This window comes from Mesorhizobium sp. WSM4846 (assembly GCF_055811415.1).
This window is the reverse complement of the sequence record NZ_JBVVPZ010000001.1, coordinates 406,790-425,139: the sequence shown is the minus strand read 5'-3', so window position 1 is coordinate 425,139 and position 18,350 is coordinate 406,790. Positions and strand designations below refer to the sequence as shown.

The following is an 18,350-nucleotide window of genomic DNA, read 5'->3' as shown; positions in this document are numbered from 1 at the left end:
TACTCCCCTACTCCCCTACTCCGAGCATCATGCCCTACCAATCCGCAATCTCCCCCGGCCGCTCCTGGTATGAGGACACGGCCGGGCCGCGGCCCGAATACAAGGCGCTCGACGGTGACCTGAGGTGCGACGTCGTCGTCGTTGGCGGCGGTTTTACCGGCCTGTCGGCGGCGGTGCACCTCGCCAGGGCCGGCAGCAATGTCGTGCTGGTCGAAGCGCATCGTTTCGGCGACGGCGCATCGGGCCGCAATGGCGGCCAGCTCGGCACCGGTCAGCGCGCCTGGGCCGAGGAGCTCGAAGCGGAATACGGCTTTTCCCGGGCCAAGGCGCTGTTCGAACTCGCCGAAGAGGCCAAGGCGCATCTCCTCGAATTCGCCGCCGTCAACAAGATCGAGATCGACTACATGCCCGGACAGATGTCGGTGGCGCACAAGCAGCGCTACGTCGACGACTACAAGGGGCATGCCGAGATCATGGCGAACCGCTTCGGCTATCCGCACATCAGCTTCATGGACGCCAGGGAGACGGCGGAGCGGTTGGGCTCGGCGCGCTATTTCGGCGGCACCCGCGACACCGGCACCGGGCACATCCATCCGTTGAAGCTGGTGATCGGCACGGCAAAAGTGGCGGCGCAGGCGGGCGCGCAGCTGTTCGAGCAGACGCCGGCGACCGCCATCGCGTCCGTTGGCGGCAAGGTCAGGGTCACGACGCCGAAAGGCACGATATCAGCCGAAAAATGTCTGATCGGCGTCAACGCCCATGGCGGCACGCTCGAGCCGATCAGTGCCGCGCATATTATGCCGATCGGCTCCTTCATCGGCGCGACGGTGCCGCTTGCGGATTCAAACGTGTTGCCGGGCGGTGAGGCGGTCGACGATTCCCGCTTCGTCGTGCGCTACTTCCGCAAATCGACGGATGGGCGGCTGCTGTTCGGCGGGCGCGAGATCTACGCGGTCAACGATCCGAAAGACATCCATGTCCACATCCGCCGGCAGATCACCGAGCTTTACCCTGACCTCAGGGATGTCGAGATCACCCATGGCTGGGGCGGCTATGTCGGCATCACGATACCGAGAAAACCGTTCGTGCGCGAGGTGATGCCCAATGTGATCTCGGTCGGCGGCTATTCCGGCCACGGCGTCATGCTGTCTAACTTTTTCGGCAAGCTCTATGCCGAAACCGTCGCCGGCAACCGGGACCGGCTGAGGCTGATCGAGGACCTGAACATCCCGGCCTTTCCCGGGGGCCGGCGCTTGCGCGCGCCTCTGCTGTTTCTTGCGCTCAACTGGTATGCCTTGAGGGACCGCATATAACCACAGGTTGCAAAATCCCTTGCAAGTTGCAGAATCGATGGTAAACGTGCAGAATCCGCCCGGCCAGGGCGCAGTGATGCCACAATCGCCGGCAAAGGATGCCGGTTCTGGGCAGTCGAAGGGGGATTTTGCGGGCCTGCCCGCGTTGGATTGGGACCGATGCCGACCAGATGCCGGTTTCCGGCACAGGTCGTAAGAACGTTGGCCCGCAAATGGAGGTTGTAACAGTGAGAGAGCCCTTCAGTTTCGGCGCGCCGGAACGACGGCGCTTTGCGATGCAGTTTGGCTACGACATGCAGCCCAGGTTCTGGCGGCAAATCCGGTCGAACCTGCATCTGGTCATCGCCGCGTTTGGCACAGCAGCGCTGCTTGGCGTGGCAGCGATGGCGCTATGGCTGGCATTGCCGGCCACCGAGAGACAAGCGGTCGCCAGTCCCGAGCAGATCGTTTCCAGCATTCCGGTGAAAACGACAAGGATCGTGCCGGCCGCGGCCGCGGCCGCGAGGATAGAAGCGGCACAGCAGGCTGCAAGCAAGACCGATGCGATTTCGTCGGCGGTGGTTGCAGCGAAGGCCGAGATAGCGGCGCTGGCGCCCAATGACCCTCGCTGGACAGGATCGGGACCGAAGACCACATCCGGCCAGACGGGGGGCGGCGAGACGGCGGGCCAGGCTGAAAAAGCAGACAAGCCGTCCACTGCGGCGGCATTCGCCGATCCGGCAGCGAAAACCAAAGTGGCAGCATTGATTGCCAAAGTCGCTGCTCCCGCCAAGGCGGCGACGGACGGTGCGCCAACCGCCGCCATCTCGACCCCGAAGCCGCTGCCGGCCGCGACACAGAAGGATGGCACCAAGGCCAAAGTCGAGGCCAAGCCAGCAAGCGCGGCAGATACCGGACGCATCCTCAGGGGCGTCACCATGCGCACCGGTCCGAAGAACAGTGCGGCCGCCATCGTCACCATTCCCGCCAAGACCTCGGTTCAGGTGATGGGCTGCAAGAAATGGTGCCAGATCGTCTACAACGGCAAACGCGGCTGGATCTACAAGAGCTTCGTCAAGACCGGCGCCTGATGCATGTCGCGCAAAAGCATGCCCTCGGGCTTGAAGCGAGGGTGCGCAGCGGTTTTGCGACAACGACATGCATAAAAACAGGAACCCAAAGCGCGTCGCATGAGTCGATTCAAAGGCGACGCGCTTTAGGGCCGGTCAGGCCATTCCTTGACGTTGCCCACGGCTCATTTGGCTGCTGCCAATCAGCCGCCCGGGTGCGAGGGCCGGACGGCTCAGATGCACCGTCCGCCGTCGACCTCCAGCGCCACGCCAGTGATGAAGGCCGCCTCGTCCGAAGCCAGCCAGAGCGCCGCGTTGGCTATGTCGAGCGGCGTCGAAAGCCGGCCAAGCGGGATCGACGCGCGAAATTTCTCGCGGATTTCGGGCGTGTCGGCGCCCATGAATTTTTCCAGCATGCCGGTCTCGCCGGCGACCGGGCACAGGCAGTTGACGCGGATGTTCTTCGGCGCGAGTTCCACCGCCATGGATTTGGTCGCGGTGATCGCCCAGCCCTTCGACGCATTGTACCAGGTGAGGCCGGGCCGCGGCCTGATGCCGGCGGTCGAGGCCGTGGTCAGGATGACGCCGCCGCCTTGCCTGTCCATCACCGGCACGACAGCCAGAGCAGCGTGGTAGATCGCCTTCATGTTGACGGCCGTGATCAGATCGAAGGTCGTCTCGTCGACCTCGAGCATATCGCCGTTGCGATGGGTGTAGCCGGCATTGTTGACCATGATGTCGATGCGGCCAAACGCACTGTTTGCGGCATGGACCATCTCGTCGAACTCGGAACGGGTCGAGACGTCCGTCTGGGTCCAGATCGCCGCCCGGCCGATCTCGTTGGCGACGCGTTCGGCGCCCTTGGCGTTGAGGTCGGCGACAACGACCTTGGCGCCCTCCTCGGCAAAACGCTTGGCCATGCCCTCGCCGAAGCCTGACGCGGCACCGGTGATGATGGCAACTTTGTTTTCCAGGCGCATGGCTTTCTCACTCATGATTGAAGTCTCCCCGCTCCGGCAGCCTCCGGCAATGGCCGCCGAAAGATCAAAAATACTCTCGATTTCTCCTTTGGCTTTCGCCTCGATCCCGCTCTATGCTGCATTTGCGAAGGCCTCCCGGAACCACCTCGCCGACAAGCGTCCGGGTTGCGCCAGTGTCAAGGGCACACCTCAGAACAATCGGCAAACACCCGATTGGCCCTGGGATGTGACGCCATGTCACTGGAAAATCTAAATCGATTAGATTATATCCACCCGTACACCAGCGAGCGGCGTCAGAGCGGACAGACCATGACCAGCCAGATCATTCCTGTCGACCCTTTCGACTTCATCATTTTCGGCGGCACCGGCGATCTGTCGGAACGCAAGCTTTTGCCGTCACTCTATCATCGCCAGCGCGGCCACCAATTTTCCGAACCGACGCGCATCATCGGCACGTCGCGCTCGAGAATGACCGACGAGGAATTCCAGGCTTTCGCCAGGCAGGCGATTTCCGACCATGTGAAACCGGCCGATATCGACGCCGCCGAGCTGGAGACCTTCCTTGCCCGGCTTTCCTACGTCTCGGCTGACGCGACGACCGGCGCTGGCTTCGACAAATTGAAGACGGCGATCGGCGACAGCGAATGCATCCGCGCCTTCTATCTGGCGGTTGCGCCGGCGCTGTTCGGCGACATCTCGCACAAGCTGAAAGAGAACGGACTGATCACGCCGAACTCGCGCATCGTGCTGGAGAAGCCGATCGGGCGCGATCTCGCCTCCGCGCGCGAGCTCAACGATTTGGTCGGCGACGATTTCCATGAAAGCCAGATTTTCCGCATCGATCACTATCTCGGCAAGGAAACGGTGCAGAACCTGATGGCGCTGCGCTTTGCCAATGCGCTCTACGAGCCGCTGTGGAATTCCGCCAATGTCGATCATGTGCAGATCACCGTGGCCGAGACCGTCGGCCTCGAAGACCGCGTCACCTATTACGACAAGGCGGGCGCGTTGCGCGACATGGTGCAGAACCACATGCTGCAGCTTCTCTGCCTCGTCGCCATGGAGGCGCCGTCGTCTATGGACGCCGACGCCGTGCGCGACGAAAAGCTGAAGGTGTTGCGCGCGCTGAAACGCATCAACGGCAATGAAGCGCCCAAGCACACGGTACGCGGCCAGTACCGTGCCGGGGCCTCGGCCGGCGGGCCGGTGAAAGGCTATGTCGAGGAGCTCGGCAAAAACAGCAACACCGAGACCTTCGTTGCGCTCAAGGCCGAAATCGGCAACTGGCGCTGGGCGGGCGTGCCGTTCTACCTCAGGACGGGCAAGCGGCTGGCGACACGCGTTTCGGAGATCGTCATCGAATTCAAGCCGATCCCGCATTCGATCTTCGGCGACAGCGCCGGGCCGATCTCGGCCAACCAGCTGGTCATCCGGCTGCAGCCCGACGAAGGCGTCAAGCAGTTCATCATGATCAAGGATCCGGGGCCTGGCGGCATGCGGCTGCGCCAGATCCCGCTCGATATGAGCTTCGCGCAATCGTTCGACGGCCGCGCCCCCGACGCCTATGAGCGACTGATCATGGACGTCATCCGTGGCAACCAGACGCTGTTCATGCGCCGCGACGAGGTCGAGGCGGCGTGGAAATGGATCGACCCGATCCAGGACGCCTGGGAAGGCGCCAGGCAGGAGGCGCAGGGCTATACCGCCGGCACATGGGGCCCCTCCGCCTCGATTGCGCTGATCGAACGCGACGGGCGGACATGGCACGAGAGCAATTGAACAGCGAGGCCTACAACTGGCACGCGTTTGCCGAACGCCAGGATCTGGCGGCTGCACTTGCCGGCCACGTCGCAGGCCGGCTGACCACTGCGATCGCTGAGCGCGGCACGGCATTGCTCGCCGTTTCCGGCGGCACGACGCCGGCGAAATTTTTCGCATCGCTTTCGAGCATCCCGATCGCCTGGAACAAGGTCACGGTGACGCTGGTCGACGAGCGTTGCGTGCCGGTCTCCTCGCCGCGCTCCAACGCCGCGCTGGTCGCCGCCAATCTTTTGCAACACGCCGCCGCAGCCGCACGTTTCGTGCCGCTCTACCAAGAGGCAGAAAGCGTCGGCAACACGTCGGAGGCCGATAGCAGGATGTTGCGGTCGCTGCCCTGGCCGCTCGATGTGGTCGTGCTTGGCATGGGAACCGATGGCCATACCGCGTCGTTTTTTCCTGACGCCGACAATCTGGAAACACTGCTCGACCCGTCCTCGGAAAGGGTCGTGCTCCCGGTTCACGCGACAAGCGCCGGCGAGCCGCGGCTGACGCTGTCGCTGGCGCGGATCGTCAGGGCCGGCTTCATCGCGCTGCACATCGAGGGCGAGGACAAGCGCAAGGCATTCGAAAGCGCGATGGCATCGGACACGCGAAAGCCCATTCGCGCCGTGCTCGACGCAGCCGAGAGACCCGTACAGGTTTTCTGGGCACCCTGATTTCAACTTGCCGAGGGGTCCCGCACGGACCGTGTTTGCGGGACCTCGCCTGAAAGGACCGACGCCATGACCGCGAGACGCGACATCGAAGCCATCACCGAGCGCATCCGCCAACGCTCGAGACCGGGGCGCGAGGCCTATCTCGCCCGCATCGCCGAGGCATCGAGCCGCACCGCCAACCGAGCCGTGCTGTCCTGCGGCAACCTCGCCCACGGCTTTGCCGTGTGCAGCCCTTCGGAAAAGCTGGCATTGGGCGGCGACCGCGTGCCGAACCTCGGCATCATCACCTCCTATAACGACATGCTGTCGGCGCATCAGCCTTTCGAGACATTTCCAGCACTGATCAAGGACGCGGCGCGCGAGGCCGGCGGCATTGCCCAGGTCGCCGGCGGCGTGCCGGCGATGTGCGACGGCGTCACCCAGGGCCAGCCCGGCATGGAGCTGTCGCTGTTCTCGCGCGACGTGATCGCCATGGCGGCGGCGATCGGCCTGTCGCACAACATGTTCGACGCCGCCGTCCATCTCGGCGTCTGCGACAAGATCGTGCCGGGGCTGGTGATCGCGGCGCTGACCTTCGGCCATCTGCCGGCGGTGTTCATCCCGGCCGGGCCGATGACGACGGGCCTGCCCAACGATGAGAAAGCCAAGGTCCGCCAGCTCTATGCCGAAGGCAAGGCAGGACGGGCCGAGCTGCTCGAGGCCGAGTCCAAATCCTATCACGGGCCGGGAACCTGCACCTTCTACGGCACGGCGAACTCCAACCAGATGCTGATGGAGATCATGGGCCTGCACACGCCGGGCGCCTCCTTCGTCAACCCCGGTACGCCGTTGCGCGACGCGCTGACCCGGGAGGCGACGAAGCGGGCGCTGGCGATCACCGCGCTCGGCAACGCCTACACGCCGGTCGGTCGGATGATTGACGAGCGCTCGTTCGTCAACGGCATCGTCGGCCTGCACGCCACCGGCGGATCGACCAATCACACCATCCACCTGATCGCCATGGCGGCCGCGGCCGGCATCGCCATTACCTGGCAGGATATTTCGGACCTTTCGGAAGCCGTGCCGCTGCTGGCGCGGGTCTATCCGAATGGCCTTGCCGACGTGAACCATTTCCACGCAGCCGGCGGGCTCGGCTTCCTGATCCGCGAACTGCTCGACGAGGGAATATTGCACGAGGACGTCCAGACGGTTTGGGGCGAGGGGCTGCGGCCTTATGCGGTCGAGGCCAAGCTCGGCGCCGATGGCGGCGTGGTGCGCGAGGCCTCGCCCCGCGAAAGCGGCGACGAGAAGGTGCTGGCGCCGTTCAAGAAGGCGTTCCAGCCGACGGGCGGGCTGAAGATGCTCTCCGGCAATCTCGGCCACGCCGTCATCAAGACTTCCGCCGTGAAACCGGAACGGCGCATCCTCGAGGCGCCTGCCAGGGTTTTCGACAGCCAGCAAGGGCTCAACGAGGCGTTCAAGGCCGGCACGTTGACCGGCGATTTCATCGCCGTCATCCGTTTCCAGGGCCCGAAAGCCAACGGCATGCCGGAGCTGCACAAGCTGACCACCGTGCTCGGCGTGCTGCAGGATCGCGGCCAGCATGTGGCGCTGGTCACCGACGGGCGCATGTCGGGCGCGAGCGGCAAGGTGCCGGCGGCGATCCATGTGACGCCGGAGGCGGTCGAGGACGGGCCGATCGCCAGGATCCATGACGGCGACATCATCAGGCTCGACGCCGACACTGGGACGCTGGAAGTGCTGGTGCCGGCAGGCGATTTCGCGCTGCGGCGGGCGGCGGACAGCGATCTTGTCGGCAATGAATTCGGCTTCGGCCGCGAGCTTTTCGCCGGGTTGCGGCAAATGGTCGGCCGTGCCGACCACGGCGCTAGCGCATTCGGAAACAACGCGGCGGAATTCGCGCTGCAGTGAAAAGGGCGGCTCGTGGCCGCCCTTTTGGCGGTTGTCGATTGCCACGCTATTTTGCCCTTTTGGCCACTACGCTGCCTTCAGGGCAGACATGCTGTCCTATCTCCTTAAGACGGGCATTAAACACATCGAGGGATGCAGTGTTGAGTGGTTCTGCGTCGTTAGGGAACGGCAAAGGTCGACCCGTTCCAGTCGTCCAGATTCGCTCGCACTACGGAATAAGTTGACCCTTTCGAGACCCCCCGGAGTCGAATTCTCGTCCTGGAAGCCGACATTGGCCGGAACCAGCATTCGTGACCCAAAGACGACTGACATCTGCCGCGACGTGGACGGCAGCTTTGCGCCCCATGTCGGTCGTTGAGGTGATCTTCGCTGTTGCCCAATAGCGGACGTTGCCGGCGACCACCTTGGACATAGTTGTTGCGCCATGAGCGGCCCCTTAGGGACATCGGATGACCGCAGTGGGGCCGACAGCAGACCGTCAGCTTCACGGTGCGAGTCCTCAAAGCGGCCATTCAGGTAGATGCTGGGAAAGGACGCATTCTGATCCAAATCTGACAGGCGCATGATCCAATGGAGGTCTAGAACCGATCAGGCGTTGCCATCAGTGCCGCGAATTCTTGGGCTTAGAATAGCGCTGCGTAAGGAGTGGAGAGCGTCCCCATAATCCAAGTTTTCTGTCCAAAAGCCGCCCCCTTGCTATGGCCGGCGTTCGTTGGACAAAGGGCGGGGACGGAGGTAAAGCGAAGTGCAATCCTGAACTTGGCCGAGGAATGGGCCGGCTTCACCAGATTACCGACTGGTCGATTTCGCCAACGCGCGCCCGGCCGGTTAGCGCCATTGCCACCTCGAAGTCCCGGCGAAGCAGGTTGACACAATGGGCTACGCCCTCAGCACCACCCGTTGCCAGGGCGTAGACATAGGGGCGGCCAATCATGACTGCGCTTGCCCCCAGGGCAATCGCCTTCAAAACGTCTGTGCCACGCCTCACGCCGCCGTCGAGGATGATGGGAATCCGCCCGGCTACCCGCTCCGCGATGGCGGGCAGGGCGTCGATAGTCGCCGGCAGGGTGTCGAGGTTACGCGAACCGTGGTTTGATACGGCGATAGCATCAGCACCGCTTCCAATCGCCTGCTCGGCATCGTCAGGATCGAGGATACCTTTCAGGATAAGCGGCAGGGTTGTCAGGGAACGCAGCCAGGCAATATCCGCCCAGGTCGGCATGGCCCGCGGCTGCGCAGTGCCAACTTTGAGCACGCCGGTGTTCCGGTCCTTGAAGTATGGCGTTGCGAGGCTGTCGGGAATTTTGAATCCTGCCCGGAACTGCCTGCGGCGATCGCCTGGCGTTGGCATGTCGACCGTCACGCTGATTGCCTTTGCGCCCAGTGCCGCCATGCGCGATACGAGTTCACCATTGAAACAGCGGTCGCTTTGCCAATAGAGCAGGAACCAGACTGGAGACTGGCTCACCGCCACGCAATCTTCGATCGCCGCCGTCGCCGTGGTACCCAGAGTGAACACCGCTTCCGCCACTCCGGCGCCGCGCGCCGCGGCTATCTCGCCTTCCGGATGCACCAGCCGCTGATATGCTATTGGGGCCAGCATGATCGGATGCGGCAGACTTTGCCCGAAGAGCGTAATCCCGGTATCAAGCCTTGTCACATCGCGCAGCACGCGCGGCCTTAACCTGATGCGATCGAATGCGGCTTCGTTATCGCGCTTGGTGATTTCTTCGCCAGCACCGGCGGCAATGAACTCGTAAACAGCGTGCGGCAATAACTCTCGCGCCGCAGGTTCAAGATCCGCCAGGCATAGAAACCGGGTTTCGATGTCAAGCGGCATGGACCACTCCGGTCAACGTCTCAAAAAAAGTCGGCTAATCCAGAGACAACATTCGCGCATATGGCCGCTGGCCGCAAGGCTGCGGCACGGCACGCGGGACAACGAACGCCGATGACTGAGGGGCGGAAACGGGGCCGGAAACAGTAGGTCCGTTTGTGGTGGAGGAAGAACGATAGGGGACATTCAACTCTCGTGCGCGAGAGCGACTTTCAGCAAAGGCCACCCAAATCTCGGCTCCAGCTTCCACACTCGGCTGACAGCGACAGCTGAGCGCGGCTCCGGAGGATTGGCCTCAAGGCGTTTAACTCATCGTCGTTGCTCCAGCCTGCGTTGAGACGAGGCCCCGGCCGCCTGAGGTTTCGCGGGTGGCGTTAGTTGTTTCGCGCTGAAGGGCGTGCGCGAGCGCAAGCGCCACGAGACGGGCAAGAAGGTCGCGAATGCTGCAGACTGAGACCAAAAGTTGTTCTGGGGCGCGGCGTCACCTTCAGCGTTCGCCATCGCAGTCGCAATATTGACGTGCGCCTATGTCGGCGTCGGACTATCTGCCATCACTGCTGCCTGGCGACGAATTCGAAACAGCCCTTGAGCGGCGGCGGCGGCGGCGCTCGCATATGATCGGTCGCCATGGATAAGGATCAGCACCATGGCACCCTCGGTCAAAAGCAGTATTTCGCGGGCAACTACTGCCGCATCCGAGATACCGTCGCTTTCCAGCCGCTCCGCCAAAAGGCGCTCCAGCGTCGCCTTGTGTTGCCGTGCCATCCGTCGCGCCGGGTGACCCGGGAGATCAGCAAGCTCGATTGCCAGCCTTGTGAAACCTGATCCCTCCCAGTGTTTGGTCGCCGACCAACTCGCTAAATCCGCGAAGATTCCCTCGACGACTTGTTCCGGTCCATGCTTTGGACGGTCAATCATCTTGACGAAAGCAGCAACGGCAAGGTCGTGCTGGGCATCGAGCATAGCTGCCAATAGGGCGTCCTTGCTGTCGAAGTGGTGGTAAAGGGTTCGCTTGGTCAGAGATGCTCCGGCAGCAATGTCGCTCATCTTCACTCGGGCAAAACCGTGCCTCCGTATCAATCGATAGGCGGATGCAAGTATTTTCATCCGGGTTTCATGCGCGGACCTGGCCATTGCTCCTAGGCTTTCGAAAGTAGACCCAAGAGTGAATTTACTCCGATCAGTCAATAAGTGAACATCAAGAAATTCAACGTTCGGAGCAGGGCCGTGGTCGCGGATTTTAGGGGGCCTGTCGCTGGATTGAGCGACGGGAGTGGGCACGCCGAACTCATCGCTCTGTTTGGTGATCGTCTTGTTGTGACGCGAGCGGTTCGGGAGCAACACGCCAACACGACAACATGGGTGGCCGGGACACTGCCCGACGCGGTTGCGTTCCCCAGGTCGACGGACGAAGTACAGCAAGCTGTCCGGATATGCGCCAGGCATCGCATTCCCATCATCGCGTTTGGCGCCGGAACCTCGTTCGAGGGACACGTAAATGCGCCTTTCGGCGGACTATGTCTTGACCTAACTGAGATGAACCGCGTGATCGAAGTGCACGCCTCAGATTTTGACTGCATCGTCGAACCGGGCGTCACCCGCAAGCAGTTGAACGACTTTCTGCGGGACGAGGGCCTGTTCTTCCCGGTAGATCCCGGCGCCGACGCTTCGTTGGGCGGTATGGCCTCGACACGCGCGTCCGGCACCACCGCTGTGCGGTATGGCACGATGAAAGACAACGTCCTGGCGATGAAAGCTGTGCTGCCGAACGGCGACCTCATAGTCACGGCGCGCCGTGCCCGCAAATCCTCCGCTGGCTATGATCTGACCCGGTTGCTTGTAGGCGCCGAGGGCACCTTGGGCGTTATCACAGAACTCACCCTCAAGCTCCACGGCATACCCGAAGCCATTTCCGCCGGTGTCTGCCCGTTCCCCTCGGTCGAGGCCTGCTGCGACGCGGCCATCACGGGGATTAAGTCCGGCACACCGTTTGCGCGGGTCGAGCTTCTCGACGAGTTGCAGGTTCGGGTTTGCAATGCCTATTCGAAACTCAGCATGCCTGAGCAGCCGCATCTGTTTCTGGAATTCTACGGTTCCGAGGCGAGCGTTGCGGAGCAGGCAGAGCTTTTCGGCGCCATCGCCGAAGATTTCGGCGGAGGGCCTTTCGAGTGGAGCGCCCGATTAGAAGACCGTGCGCGCCTTTGGCAGGCCCGACACGATGTATTCTGGGCTCAGCGATCCTACCGCGCAGGCGCAAAGGTTGTCGTCTCCGATGTCTGCGTTCCGATTTCTCGATTGGCTGAATGCGTCCGTGAGACAAAAGCCGATATCGAACGTTCCTGCCTAATCGCACCTATTGTTGGACATGTGGGCGACGGCAACTTTCATGCCGGGGTCCTGGTCATGATGGACGATCCTGATGAGGTTCGGCGTGCGAAGGCTTTCCTTGAGCGCCTCGTCGAGCGGTCACTTGCCATGGATGGCACCTGCACCGGCGAACACGGCATCGGCGAGGGCAAGAAGCATTTTATGGTCGCTGAGCATGGCCAGAATGCCGTCGATCTCATGGGTGCTATCAAGCGCGCCATCGATCCCAATATGATCATGAACCCGGGCAAGATTTTCTAAAAGGTGGCGCACCGGGATTGGACAGCACTGCTTTCAGTTGCAAGCCGCGAGACCTGAAGGTTGGCCTTACCCACGCAACAACAAAAAGGTGCGACATGGATAGGGAATTTAGACCGCGCAGTCTTTTTGAAGATTCGTCCAAACTGAATGTGGACTTGCGAGCGACCACCCTTCCTCCCCCACGGTGTAGGCACCTGTCGCTACCGCTGCCCGTATGTTTAGGCTTGCTATCATCCCATTTGGCCGTCGGCTTCGTGACCGAAGAGGACATTCGGCAATTTTGGAAGGGTTACGCAATAGGCGGCGGGGTATTTGTCATTCTACTGATCTTGGAGCTAGGGGTCATCTGCCTCCTCTGACTTTCAGTGGTCGCTCCGGCAGCGGTGGCGCTGTCCGCTTTGGTAGTTTATAAAACCGTCGCATTGGCTGCTATCGGGCGCACAGCCAGAATTGGGGCGGCAGCTTTACCGAGCGGATCCTCCAGGATCGAGGAAGCTCCGGCAAGTCTCGCTGGCTGCTTCGGCAGCATATTCGAAATGCGGGTGTTGGTTCCAAGGGATGTCGGCTTCGCGCCGATCTCGGCCGTAGAGAATCCCTTTGCCACCGCCTGAAAGCGGACGATAGGGGGACCAAGCTGGAGGTCGCGGTTGCGGACTAAGCAGACGAAGAATGGAGCCCGGCGCCCCTGCAATGTGCGCCGGCCTCACCACACTCGAACTCCGAAAATCTCCGAAACGTGTTGCGGCCGAGCGCTACAAGAGCGATAATTAGTGCCCGAACGGAATGACGCAGACGGCTTCGCTTGCCGCGGGGCTGGTAGCGGCCCGGACGGTCAAATCAGGGAATTCGCCATGCACAATGTCTCTCGGCGAAATGCCATTCGCCTCGTTCTGGCGGTCACAGCCGCCCTGTTTGCGACCTCGATGCCCTCTTTTGCCACTGAAGCGGTTCCGCTGGCGATCAAGGGTTATGACCCGGTCGCCTATTTCACCATCGGAAGCCCCACGCGCGGGCTGCCGGAGATCGAGTACGAATGGGATGAGCACCGCTACCTCTTCGCGAACGCCGAGCATCGCGAGCTTTTCAAGGCCGATCCTGTTCGCTACGCGCCAGAGTTCGGAAATTTTTGTGCAATGGCGCTGGCCCTGGGCGAGCTCGACGAGGCCAACCCGGAGAACTGGCTGATCAGCGACGGAAAGCTTTATATTTTCGGTAAACCGGCCCCGATGGGACCCGCGCTCTTCCAGCAGGACCTTGCTGCGAATATCGCAAAGGCCAACCAGAACCGCGCGCTACTTCAAGGACATTAGCGGTTCATTCTCTCGGCTGGTGGCAGGTCGCCTGTGACGGGGTAGAGGCGGGCCTTGCGGAATCCGTCGCGCAGATGTTCGAGATCGCCAGAGCGTAGAAACTTGGTTCCGAACTCCTGGGGGTCGAAGGTTGGGTCGATGCGGCGTATCATCGTCACGACACGCGCGGCGTCCTCCGCTCGATCGTCTTGTGCATAGGCGGCCGCCAGCAGGATACGGCTGAAGTTCGCGCCTGCGGTTGTTCGAAGACTAAGTTCCGCCTGTTCGATCGCCGCGTCGTAACGCCGTTTCAGATAGTAGGCCAGGCTCAGCGCAAAGCGATCGATCGCATTGAGATCGGGGTCGATACGCTGCGCCTGCTCCAAGGCCTCGATCGCCGCATCCGTCTGTCCCAGCCACAACAGGATGGTGCCGCGCCCGGCGAGGCCGTGAGCATCGTTCGGATTGATCGCAATGGCGCGCTCGATCTCAACCTCTGCCTGGTTGTATCTCTGACGAAAGAGGTGGATGTGGCCGAGAGTGATGCGCGCGCGCACGTCGGAATCATCAAGGCTCAGCGCCTTGATTGCCAGTTCCTCGGCACGGCTCAGGAAGGCGGTTGGCGATTCCGCCCAGCCCATCGAGCTGGCAATGTGATAGGTTTCGGCAAGTGCCGCATATGCAGCAGCGTAGTTCGGGTCAAGCTCGATGGCGCGTCTGAGCAGGGCGCGCGCCTCCACATTGTTTGCATGCGTCGGGCTCTGCAATGCCGGCCTGGCGCGCAGCACGTAATCATAGGCTGCGAGATTTTCGGTTGGCTTCGCGAACACCCGATTTTGTTCGATCTGGGTCACGCGAATCGCCAGGACGCTGACGATGCGAGTGACAATGTTGTCCTGCAGCGCGAACACGTCCGCCAGCGCCTCCTCGAAGCGTGCAGACCAAATCACCCGTCCCTGCCTTGTGTCGACGAGTTGCGCGATGACCCGCACGCGGTCGCCGGTCTGGCGGACGCTGCCTTCGACCAGATAGCTGACGGCGAGACCGCGGCCGATCTCCTCCGGGCTTGCGGGCTTTCCCTTGTAGGGGAAGACAGCGTTCCACGACATCACGGTCAGCGCGGAGAACCGACCCAGTGCGTTGATGATATCCTGCGTCAATCCATCCGCGAAATACTGACGAGCCGAATCGTCGCTCTGGTTCAGGAACGGGAGAATGGCGATCGCGGGTTTCGTGCTGACTTCAGCACTTTTTGTGAATTGATCGCCAGAGCGCAGAATGCTGAGAAATTTCCACTCAGAGCCAAGACCGGCCCAGAGCGCGCCTACAATAAGCAAAATCATCAGAGACAGAGCGGCGAACAATCCCCGGCGCCAGCCGGTGGGCGCCGGAGCGGCCGTGGCGTCGAGCCGCACGCGAAAGGCGCGCACCGGCCGAGCGATGTTCTTGAGCTGCTGTTCGCCGATATTCTCAAAGGCAACGTCGAGCTTGCCTTGCACGTCTTCCTGCACGCGGCCCGAGACGCAGATGCCGCCAGGCTCCGCGAGCCCCTCCAAGCGAGCCGCCACGTTGACGCCATCCCCGAAAATGTCGTCATCCTCGATGATGATGTCGCCGACATTGATGCCGACGCGGAACTCGATACGTTGTCCTGCCGGCACCGCGACATTGCGTTCCGCCATGCCGCGCTGGATCTCGACGGCGCAGCGCACGGCCTCGACCACACTCGCGAACTCGACCAGCATCCCATCGCCGGTGGTCTTGACAATCCGCCCGCGGTGTTCGTTGATCTTTCGGTCGACCAGAGCACGCCGATGCGCCTTCAGCTGGGCGAGCGTACCTTCCTCGTCGTTGCCCATCAGCCGGCTGTAGCCGGAGATGTCGGCCGCTAGAATGGCCGTAAGTCGCCGCTCTACATGCTCGGTTGACAATCCGACTCTCCCCCGTGCGCTTCGGCCACCTTTTTCCGATAGCTCTGGGCTAAGCACTACGGAACCTAGGGCTCCGTAGTGCTTAGCCCTAAGGAGGCCCCAATCGAAGGCGAGCGTCGCGCCCACCGCTGGGGCGGTGGAACCGCGAACGCTATGACCTGCTCGGCCACACCCTCACCGATCTTTTGGCCCGCAACCACATCGGAGCGAAAATGGACCCCGGCCCACATGCGCGCGTCGGCCGCCTGCTTGGCCGTCACAGTCCATCAGCGCGGAGTAGCCCACCACATCGGCAGCAAGAATGGCAGCAAGCTTGCGATCCACGACGGCGTTCTTTGAGACCACCTATGCCCGAGGAATGCACCATAGCAGAAGTCGGAGGCATTGTATCGCCGCAAGGCCCTTTGCTGTGCATGCACCGGAAGGTCTGGAATGGGTCAGGACTTCTGGTTCGGCTCAATGTCTGGTTTCTGGAAGGAAATGCGTCCCTGAAGGTCGGGATTGGGTCCGATTGTGTTGAAAAAGTCCGGGTTGCAGCAGTCCTGAAGCACTGATTCAATGTTCGTCGTAAGAGGAGATTGAGTCGATGATGGGCGAGCAAAGTGTGATGCAGGAGGAGCTGTTCTACGGCTTCAGCCTGGAGCGGCATGTGCCGGCAGATCACCTGCTCAGAGCGATCGACCGCTTCGTCGACCTGTCCGCCATCCGCCAGCATCTGGCGCCCTTCTACAGCCCGATCGGCCGTCCCTCGATCGACCCTGAGCTGCTGATCCGCATGCTGATCGTCGGCTATTGTTTTGGCATCCGCTCGGAGCGGCGGCTGTGCGAGGAGGTACATCTGAACCTGGCCTATCGGTGGTTCTGCCGGCTTGGCCTCGACGGTGATGTGCCTGACCACTCAACCTTCTCCAAGACCCGCCACGGCCGCTTCCGCAATGCCGACCTGCTGCGCGAACTGTTCGAGACCGTCGTCCGGCGCTGCATAGCGGAAGGGCTCGTCGGCGGCGAAGGCTTTGCGGTCGATGCCAGCATGATCGTCGCCGACGCCCATCGTCAGCGCGGGATCGAAACGGCCGAGGACCTCAATCCTAAAGCCAAGCGGGCCGTGGCTGAGTATCTCGCCACTCTGGATGACGCCGCCTTCGGGGCCGCCACGCCGGTAGAGCCAAAGTTCGTATCGCCTGTCGATCCTGCAGCACGCTGGACCGCCTCTTGGGGCGGCCCGGCCGTCTACGCCTATTGCACCAACTATCTGATCGACGTGGAGCACGCCGTCATCGTCGATGTGGAGCCCTCGACCGCGGTGCGCCAAGCCGAGGTGACGGCCGCCAAGACCATGATCGAGCGGGCGCACGACGAGTTCGGCCTCTGGCCGGAGCGGCTGATTGCCGACACCGGCTACGGCTCGGCCGAAATGCTGAACTGGTTGGTGCATGAGCGTGGGATCGAGCCGCACATCCCGGTGTTCGACCACTCCAAGCGCAAGGACGGCACCTTCTCGCGTGAGGATTTCGCCTACGACCATGCAAGCGATACCTACCGCTGCCCGGGCGGAAAGACGCTCAGGCAGCGCCAGAAGACCTATCGGGTGCCACACCCTCTCGTCGACGAGAATGGCATGATGCGCTATCGCGCCAGCAAGCTGGATTGCGACGCCTGTGCCCTGAAGCTCCGCTGTTGCCCGAAGGAGCCGGCGCGCAAAGTGCTGCGCTCGATCTATGAGGGTGCGCGCGACATGGCCCGCGATATCGCCAAGACCGACGCCTACCAAACCTCACGCTATCAACGGAAGAAGGTCGAGATGCTGTTCGCGCACCTCAGGCGCATCCTGAAGCTCGACAGACTGCGGTCCCTGCGGTGCCCGCGATGAGTTCCACCTCGCAGCCACCGCCCAGAACCTCAGGAAATTGGCCAAGATCTGCACCACCCGGACACCAATCCCAGCCAAGGAGCCGCCTCGACCCAACCGCAACTCGTCGCGGCGAAAAGAACGCCCGGCTTAATCACCGACTTCTTCAACACAATCGGACCCAATCCCGACCTTCCTGCGCTGGAATCTTTCCCAAAAGCCGACGTTGGGTGCGACCGGCGCTCATGACGCGATCCGCATCTTGCCACACGCGCCCAGCCTCGTTTTTGAATTTGCCACGCGTGTGAGAATTCTCACAGACGAACCTACCCACTCCTCATATGCTTTGCGCACCGATCTTGTTCTGACCTGTTCGGTGGGGAGGAAAATATCATGTACAGATACACGGTCCTTGCAGCGCTTTGCGTGACGACGGGCTACGCCTCTGCAGGTGAACTGGACCCCCTACAAGGAGGGAGTATCGATCTCGGCGGTTTTCAAGGCGTCGTCTATTATACGGAAGCCGATAACAGCTTCCGGGTGGTCACCACGATCGCTGAAGGCGAGGCGGGCTTGCCTGTGCGCTTCGAGGCAACCCTCGATGAAGGCCAAAGCCTCACGATCTCGGTTCCAGGCAGGTTGGACGAGCGCAGCCAAACCGTCGAGATTTCGCGGGCCGGCGGCAAACTCTTCGTGGCAGGAGCCGAGCCCCCTCCCGAACTCGTTCGTGCCGGCCATTGAATCTGTCGCCTCCGAGGACGAACTCGATCTCCGCGAAGGAACAAGACAATGCTTTATACGCTCGTCATTCTGGCTTGCCTTACATCCGCTCCGGAGGCCTGCGAGTCGCGCGAGTTGATCGTCGGCGATTTGGCCATCCATCCCGGGGCCGCTTTTATACAGGCGCAACCACTTGTCGCCCAGTGGACCAAAACGCATCCCGCCTTTTTCGTACAACGTTGGCGACTGCTACCTGGTCGTGGGACATGAATGCTGCACTCGTCTGCAGTTCCGTGCCGGCACAGGGCACGACCGCACAGCCGATTCGGCGGTCGGGCGTAGGTCGGGATTGCCAACGCTCCGTGA

The 18,350-nt window shown here is 62.1% G+C and carries 12 protein-coding genes and 1 pseudogene; 9 read left to right on the top strand and 4 right to left on the bottom strand.

Features of this window, described 5'->3' with window-relative positions:
* Positions 1-29: 29 nt before the first annotated feature.
* Together AC0L15_RS02085 and AC0L15_RS02080 are read left to right on the top strand one after the other, a co-directional pair.
* Positions 30-1,313: an NAD(P)/FAD-dependent oxidoreductase gene (locus tag AC0L15_RS02085; protein ID WP_287246529.1), complete on the top strand. Its 1,284-nt coding sequence runs from the start codon at positions 30-32 to the stop codon at positions 1,311-1,313.
* Positions 1,314-1,540: 227 nt separating this feature from the next.
* A complete protein-coding gene (locus tag AC0L15_RS02080; RefSeq protein WP_287246528.1) occupies positions 1,541-2,383 on the top strand; it encodes an SH3 domain-containing protein in 843 nt (280 codons plus the stop codon).
* A gap of 212 nt (positions 2,384-2,595) precedes the next feature.
* Here AC0L15_RS02080 and AC0L15_RS02075 read toward each other — a convergent pair whose 3' ends face one another.
* On the bottom strand, positions 2,596-3,342 hold the full coding sequence (locus tag AC0L15_RS02075; protein ID WP_287246619.1) for an SDR family oxidoreductase: 747 nt from the start codon (positions 3,340-3,342) through the stop codon (positions 2,596-2,598).
* Between the two features lie 309 nt (positions 3,343-3,651).
* On the opposite strand from AC0L15_RS02075, the gene zwf reads away from it, so the two are divergent.
* From zwf to edd, 3 genes are all read left to right on the top strand, one after another.
* A complete protein-coding gene (gene zwf / locus AC0L15_RS02070; protein WP_287239880.1) occupies positions 3,652-5,121 on the top strand; it encodes a glucose-6-phosphate dehydrogenase in 1,470 nt (489 codons plus the stop codon).
* On the top strand, positions 5,103-5,819 hold the full coding sequence (pgl, locus tag AC0L15_RS02065; RefSeq protein ID WP_287239882.1) for a 6-phosphogluconolactonase: 717 nt from the start codon (positions 5,103-5,105) through the stop codon (positions 5,817-5,819). The genes zwf and pgl overlap by 19 nt, the downstream gene beginning before the upstream one ends.
* A gap of 66 nt (positions 5,820-5,885) precedes the next feature.
* Complete coding sequence (edd, locus tag AC0L15_RS02060; RefSeq protein WP_473495841.1) at positions 5,886-7,730, top strand: phosphogluconate dehydratase; 1,845 nt, start codon at positions 5,886-5,888, stop codon at positions 7,728-7,730.
* Between the two features lie 781 nt (positions 7,731-8,511).
* On the opposite strand, the gene AC0L15_RS02055 is transcribed toward edd, so the two are convergent.
* Positions 8,512-9,570: an alpha-hydroxy acid oxidase gene (locus AC0L15_RS02055; RefSeq protein WP_287246600.1), complete on the bottom strand. Its 1,059-nt coding sequence runs from the start codon at positions 9,568-9,570 to the stop codon at positions 8,512-8,514.
* A gap of 522 nt (positions 9,571-10,092) precedes the next feature.
* Entirely contained in the window at positions 10,093-10,674 is a 582-nt protein-coding gene (locus tag AC0L15_RS02050) for a TetR/AcrR family transcriptional regulator (protein ID WP_287246252.1), read from the bottom strand.
* 120 nt (positions 10,675-10,794) lie between these two features.
* Here AC0L15_RS02050 and AC0L15_RS02045 point away from each other — a divergent pair, with 120 nt between their 5' ends.
* Together AC0L15_RS02045 and AC0L15_RS02040 are read left to right on the top strand one after the other, a co-directional pair.
* Positions 10,795-12,195 carry an FAD-binding oxidoreductase gene (locus AC0L15_RS02045; protein WP_287246601.1) on the top strand — a complete coding sequence of 467 codons (1,401 nt, stop codon included), beginning with the start codon at positions 10,795-10,797 and terminating at the stop codon, positions 12,193-12,195.
* A gap of 851 nt (positions 12,196-13,046) precedes the next feature.
* On the top strand, positions 13,047-13,505 hold the full coding sequence (locus tag AC0L15_RS02040) for a YHS domain-containing (seleno)protein (protein ID WP_123150749.1): 459 nt from the start codon (positions 13,047-13,049) through the stop codon (positions 13,503-13,505).
* Here AC0L15_RS02040 and AC0L15_RS02035 read toward each other — a convergent pair.
* Positions 13,502-15,472 carry an adenylate/guanylate cyclase domain-containing protein gene (locus AC0L15_RS02035; RefSeq protein ID WP_473495853.1) on the bottom strand — a complete coding sequence of 657 codons (1,971 nt, stop codon included), beginning with the start codon at positions 15,470-15,472 and terminating at the stop codon, positions 13,502-13,504. The two genes, AC0L15_RS02040 and AC0L15_RS02035, sit on opposite strands and share 4 nt — an antisense overlap.
* A gap of 529 nt (positions 15,473-16,001) precedes the next feature.
* Here AC0L15_RS02035 and AC0L15_RS02030 point away from each other — a divergent pair.
* Both AC0L15_RS02030 and AC0L15_RS02025 read left to right on the top strand, forming a co-directional pair.
* Positions 16,002-17,418: pseudogene (locus tag AC0L15_RS02030) on the top strand (transposase).
* Positions 17,419-17,657: 239 nt separating this feature from the next.
* The gene (locus tag AC0L15_RS02025) at positions 17,658-18,005 is read left to right on the top strand and encodes a hypothetical protein (protein WP_254026881.1); all 348 of its coding nucleotides are present in this window, start codon (positions 17,658-17,660) and stop codon (positions 18,003-18,005) included.
* Positions 18,006-18,350: the final 345 nt, after the last annotated feature.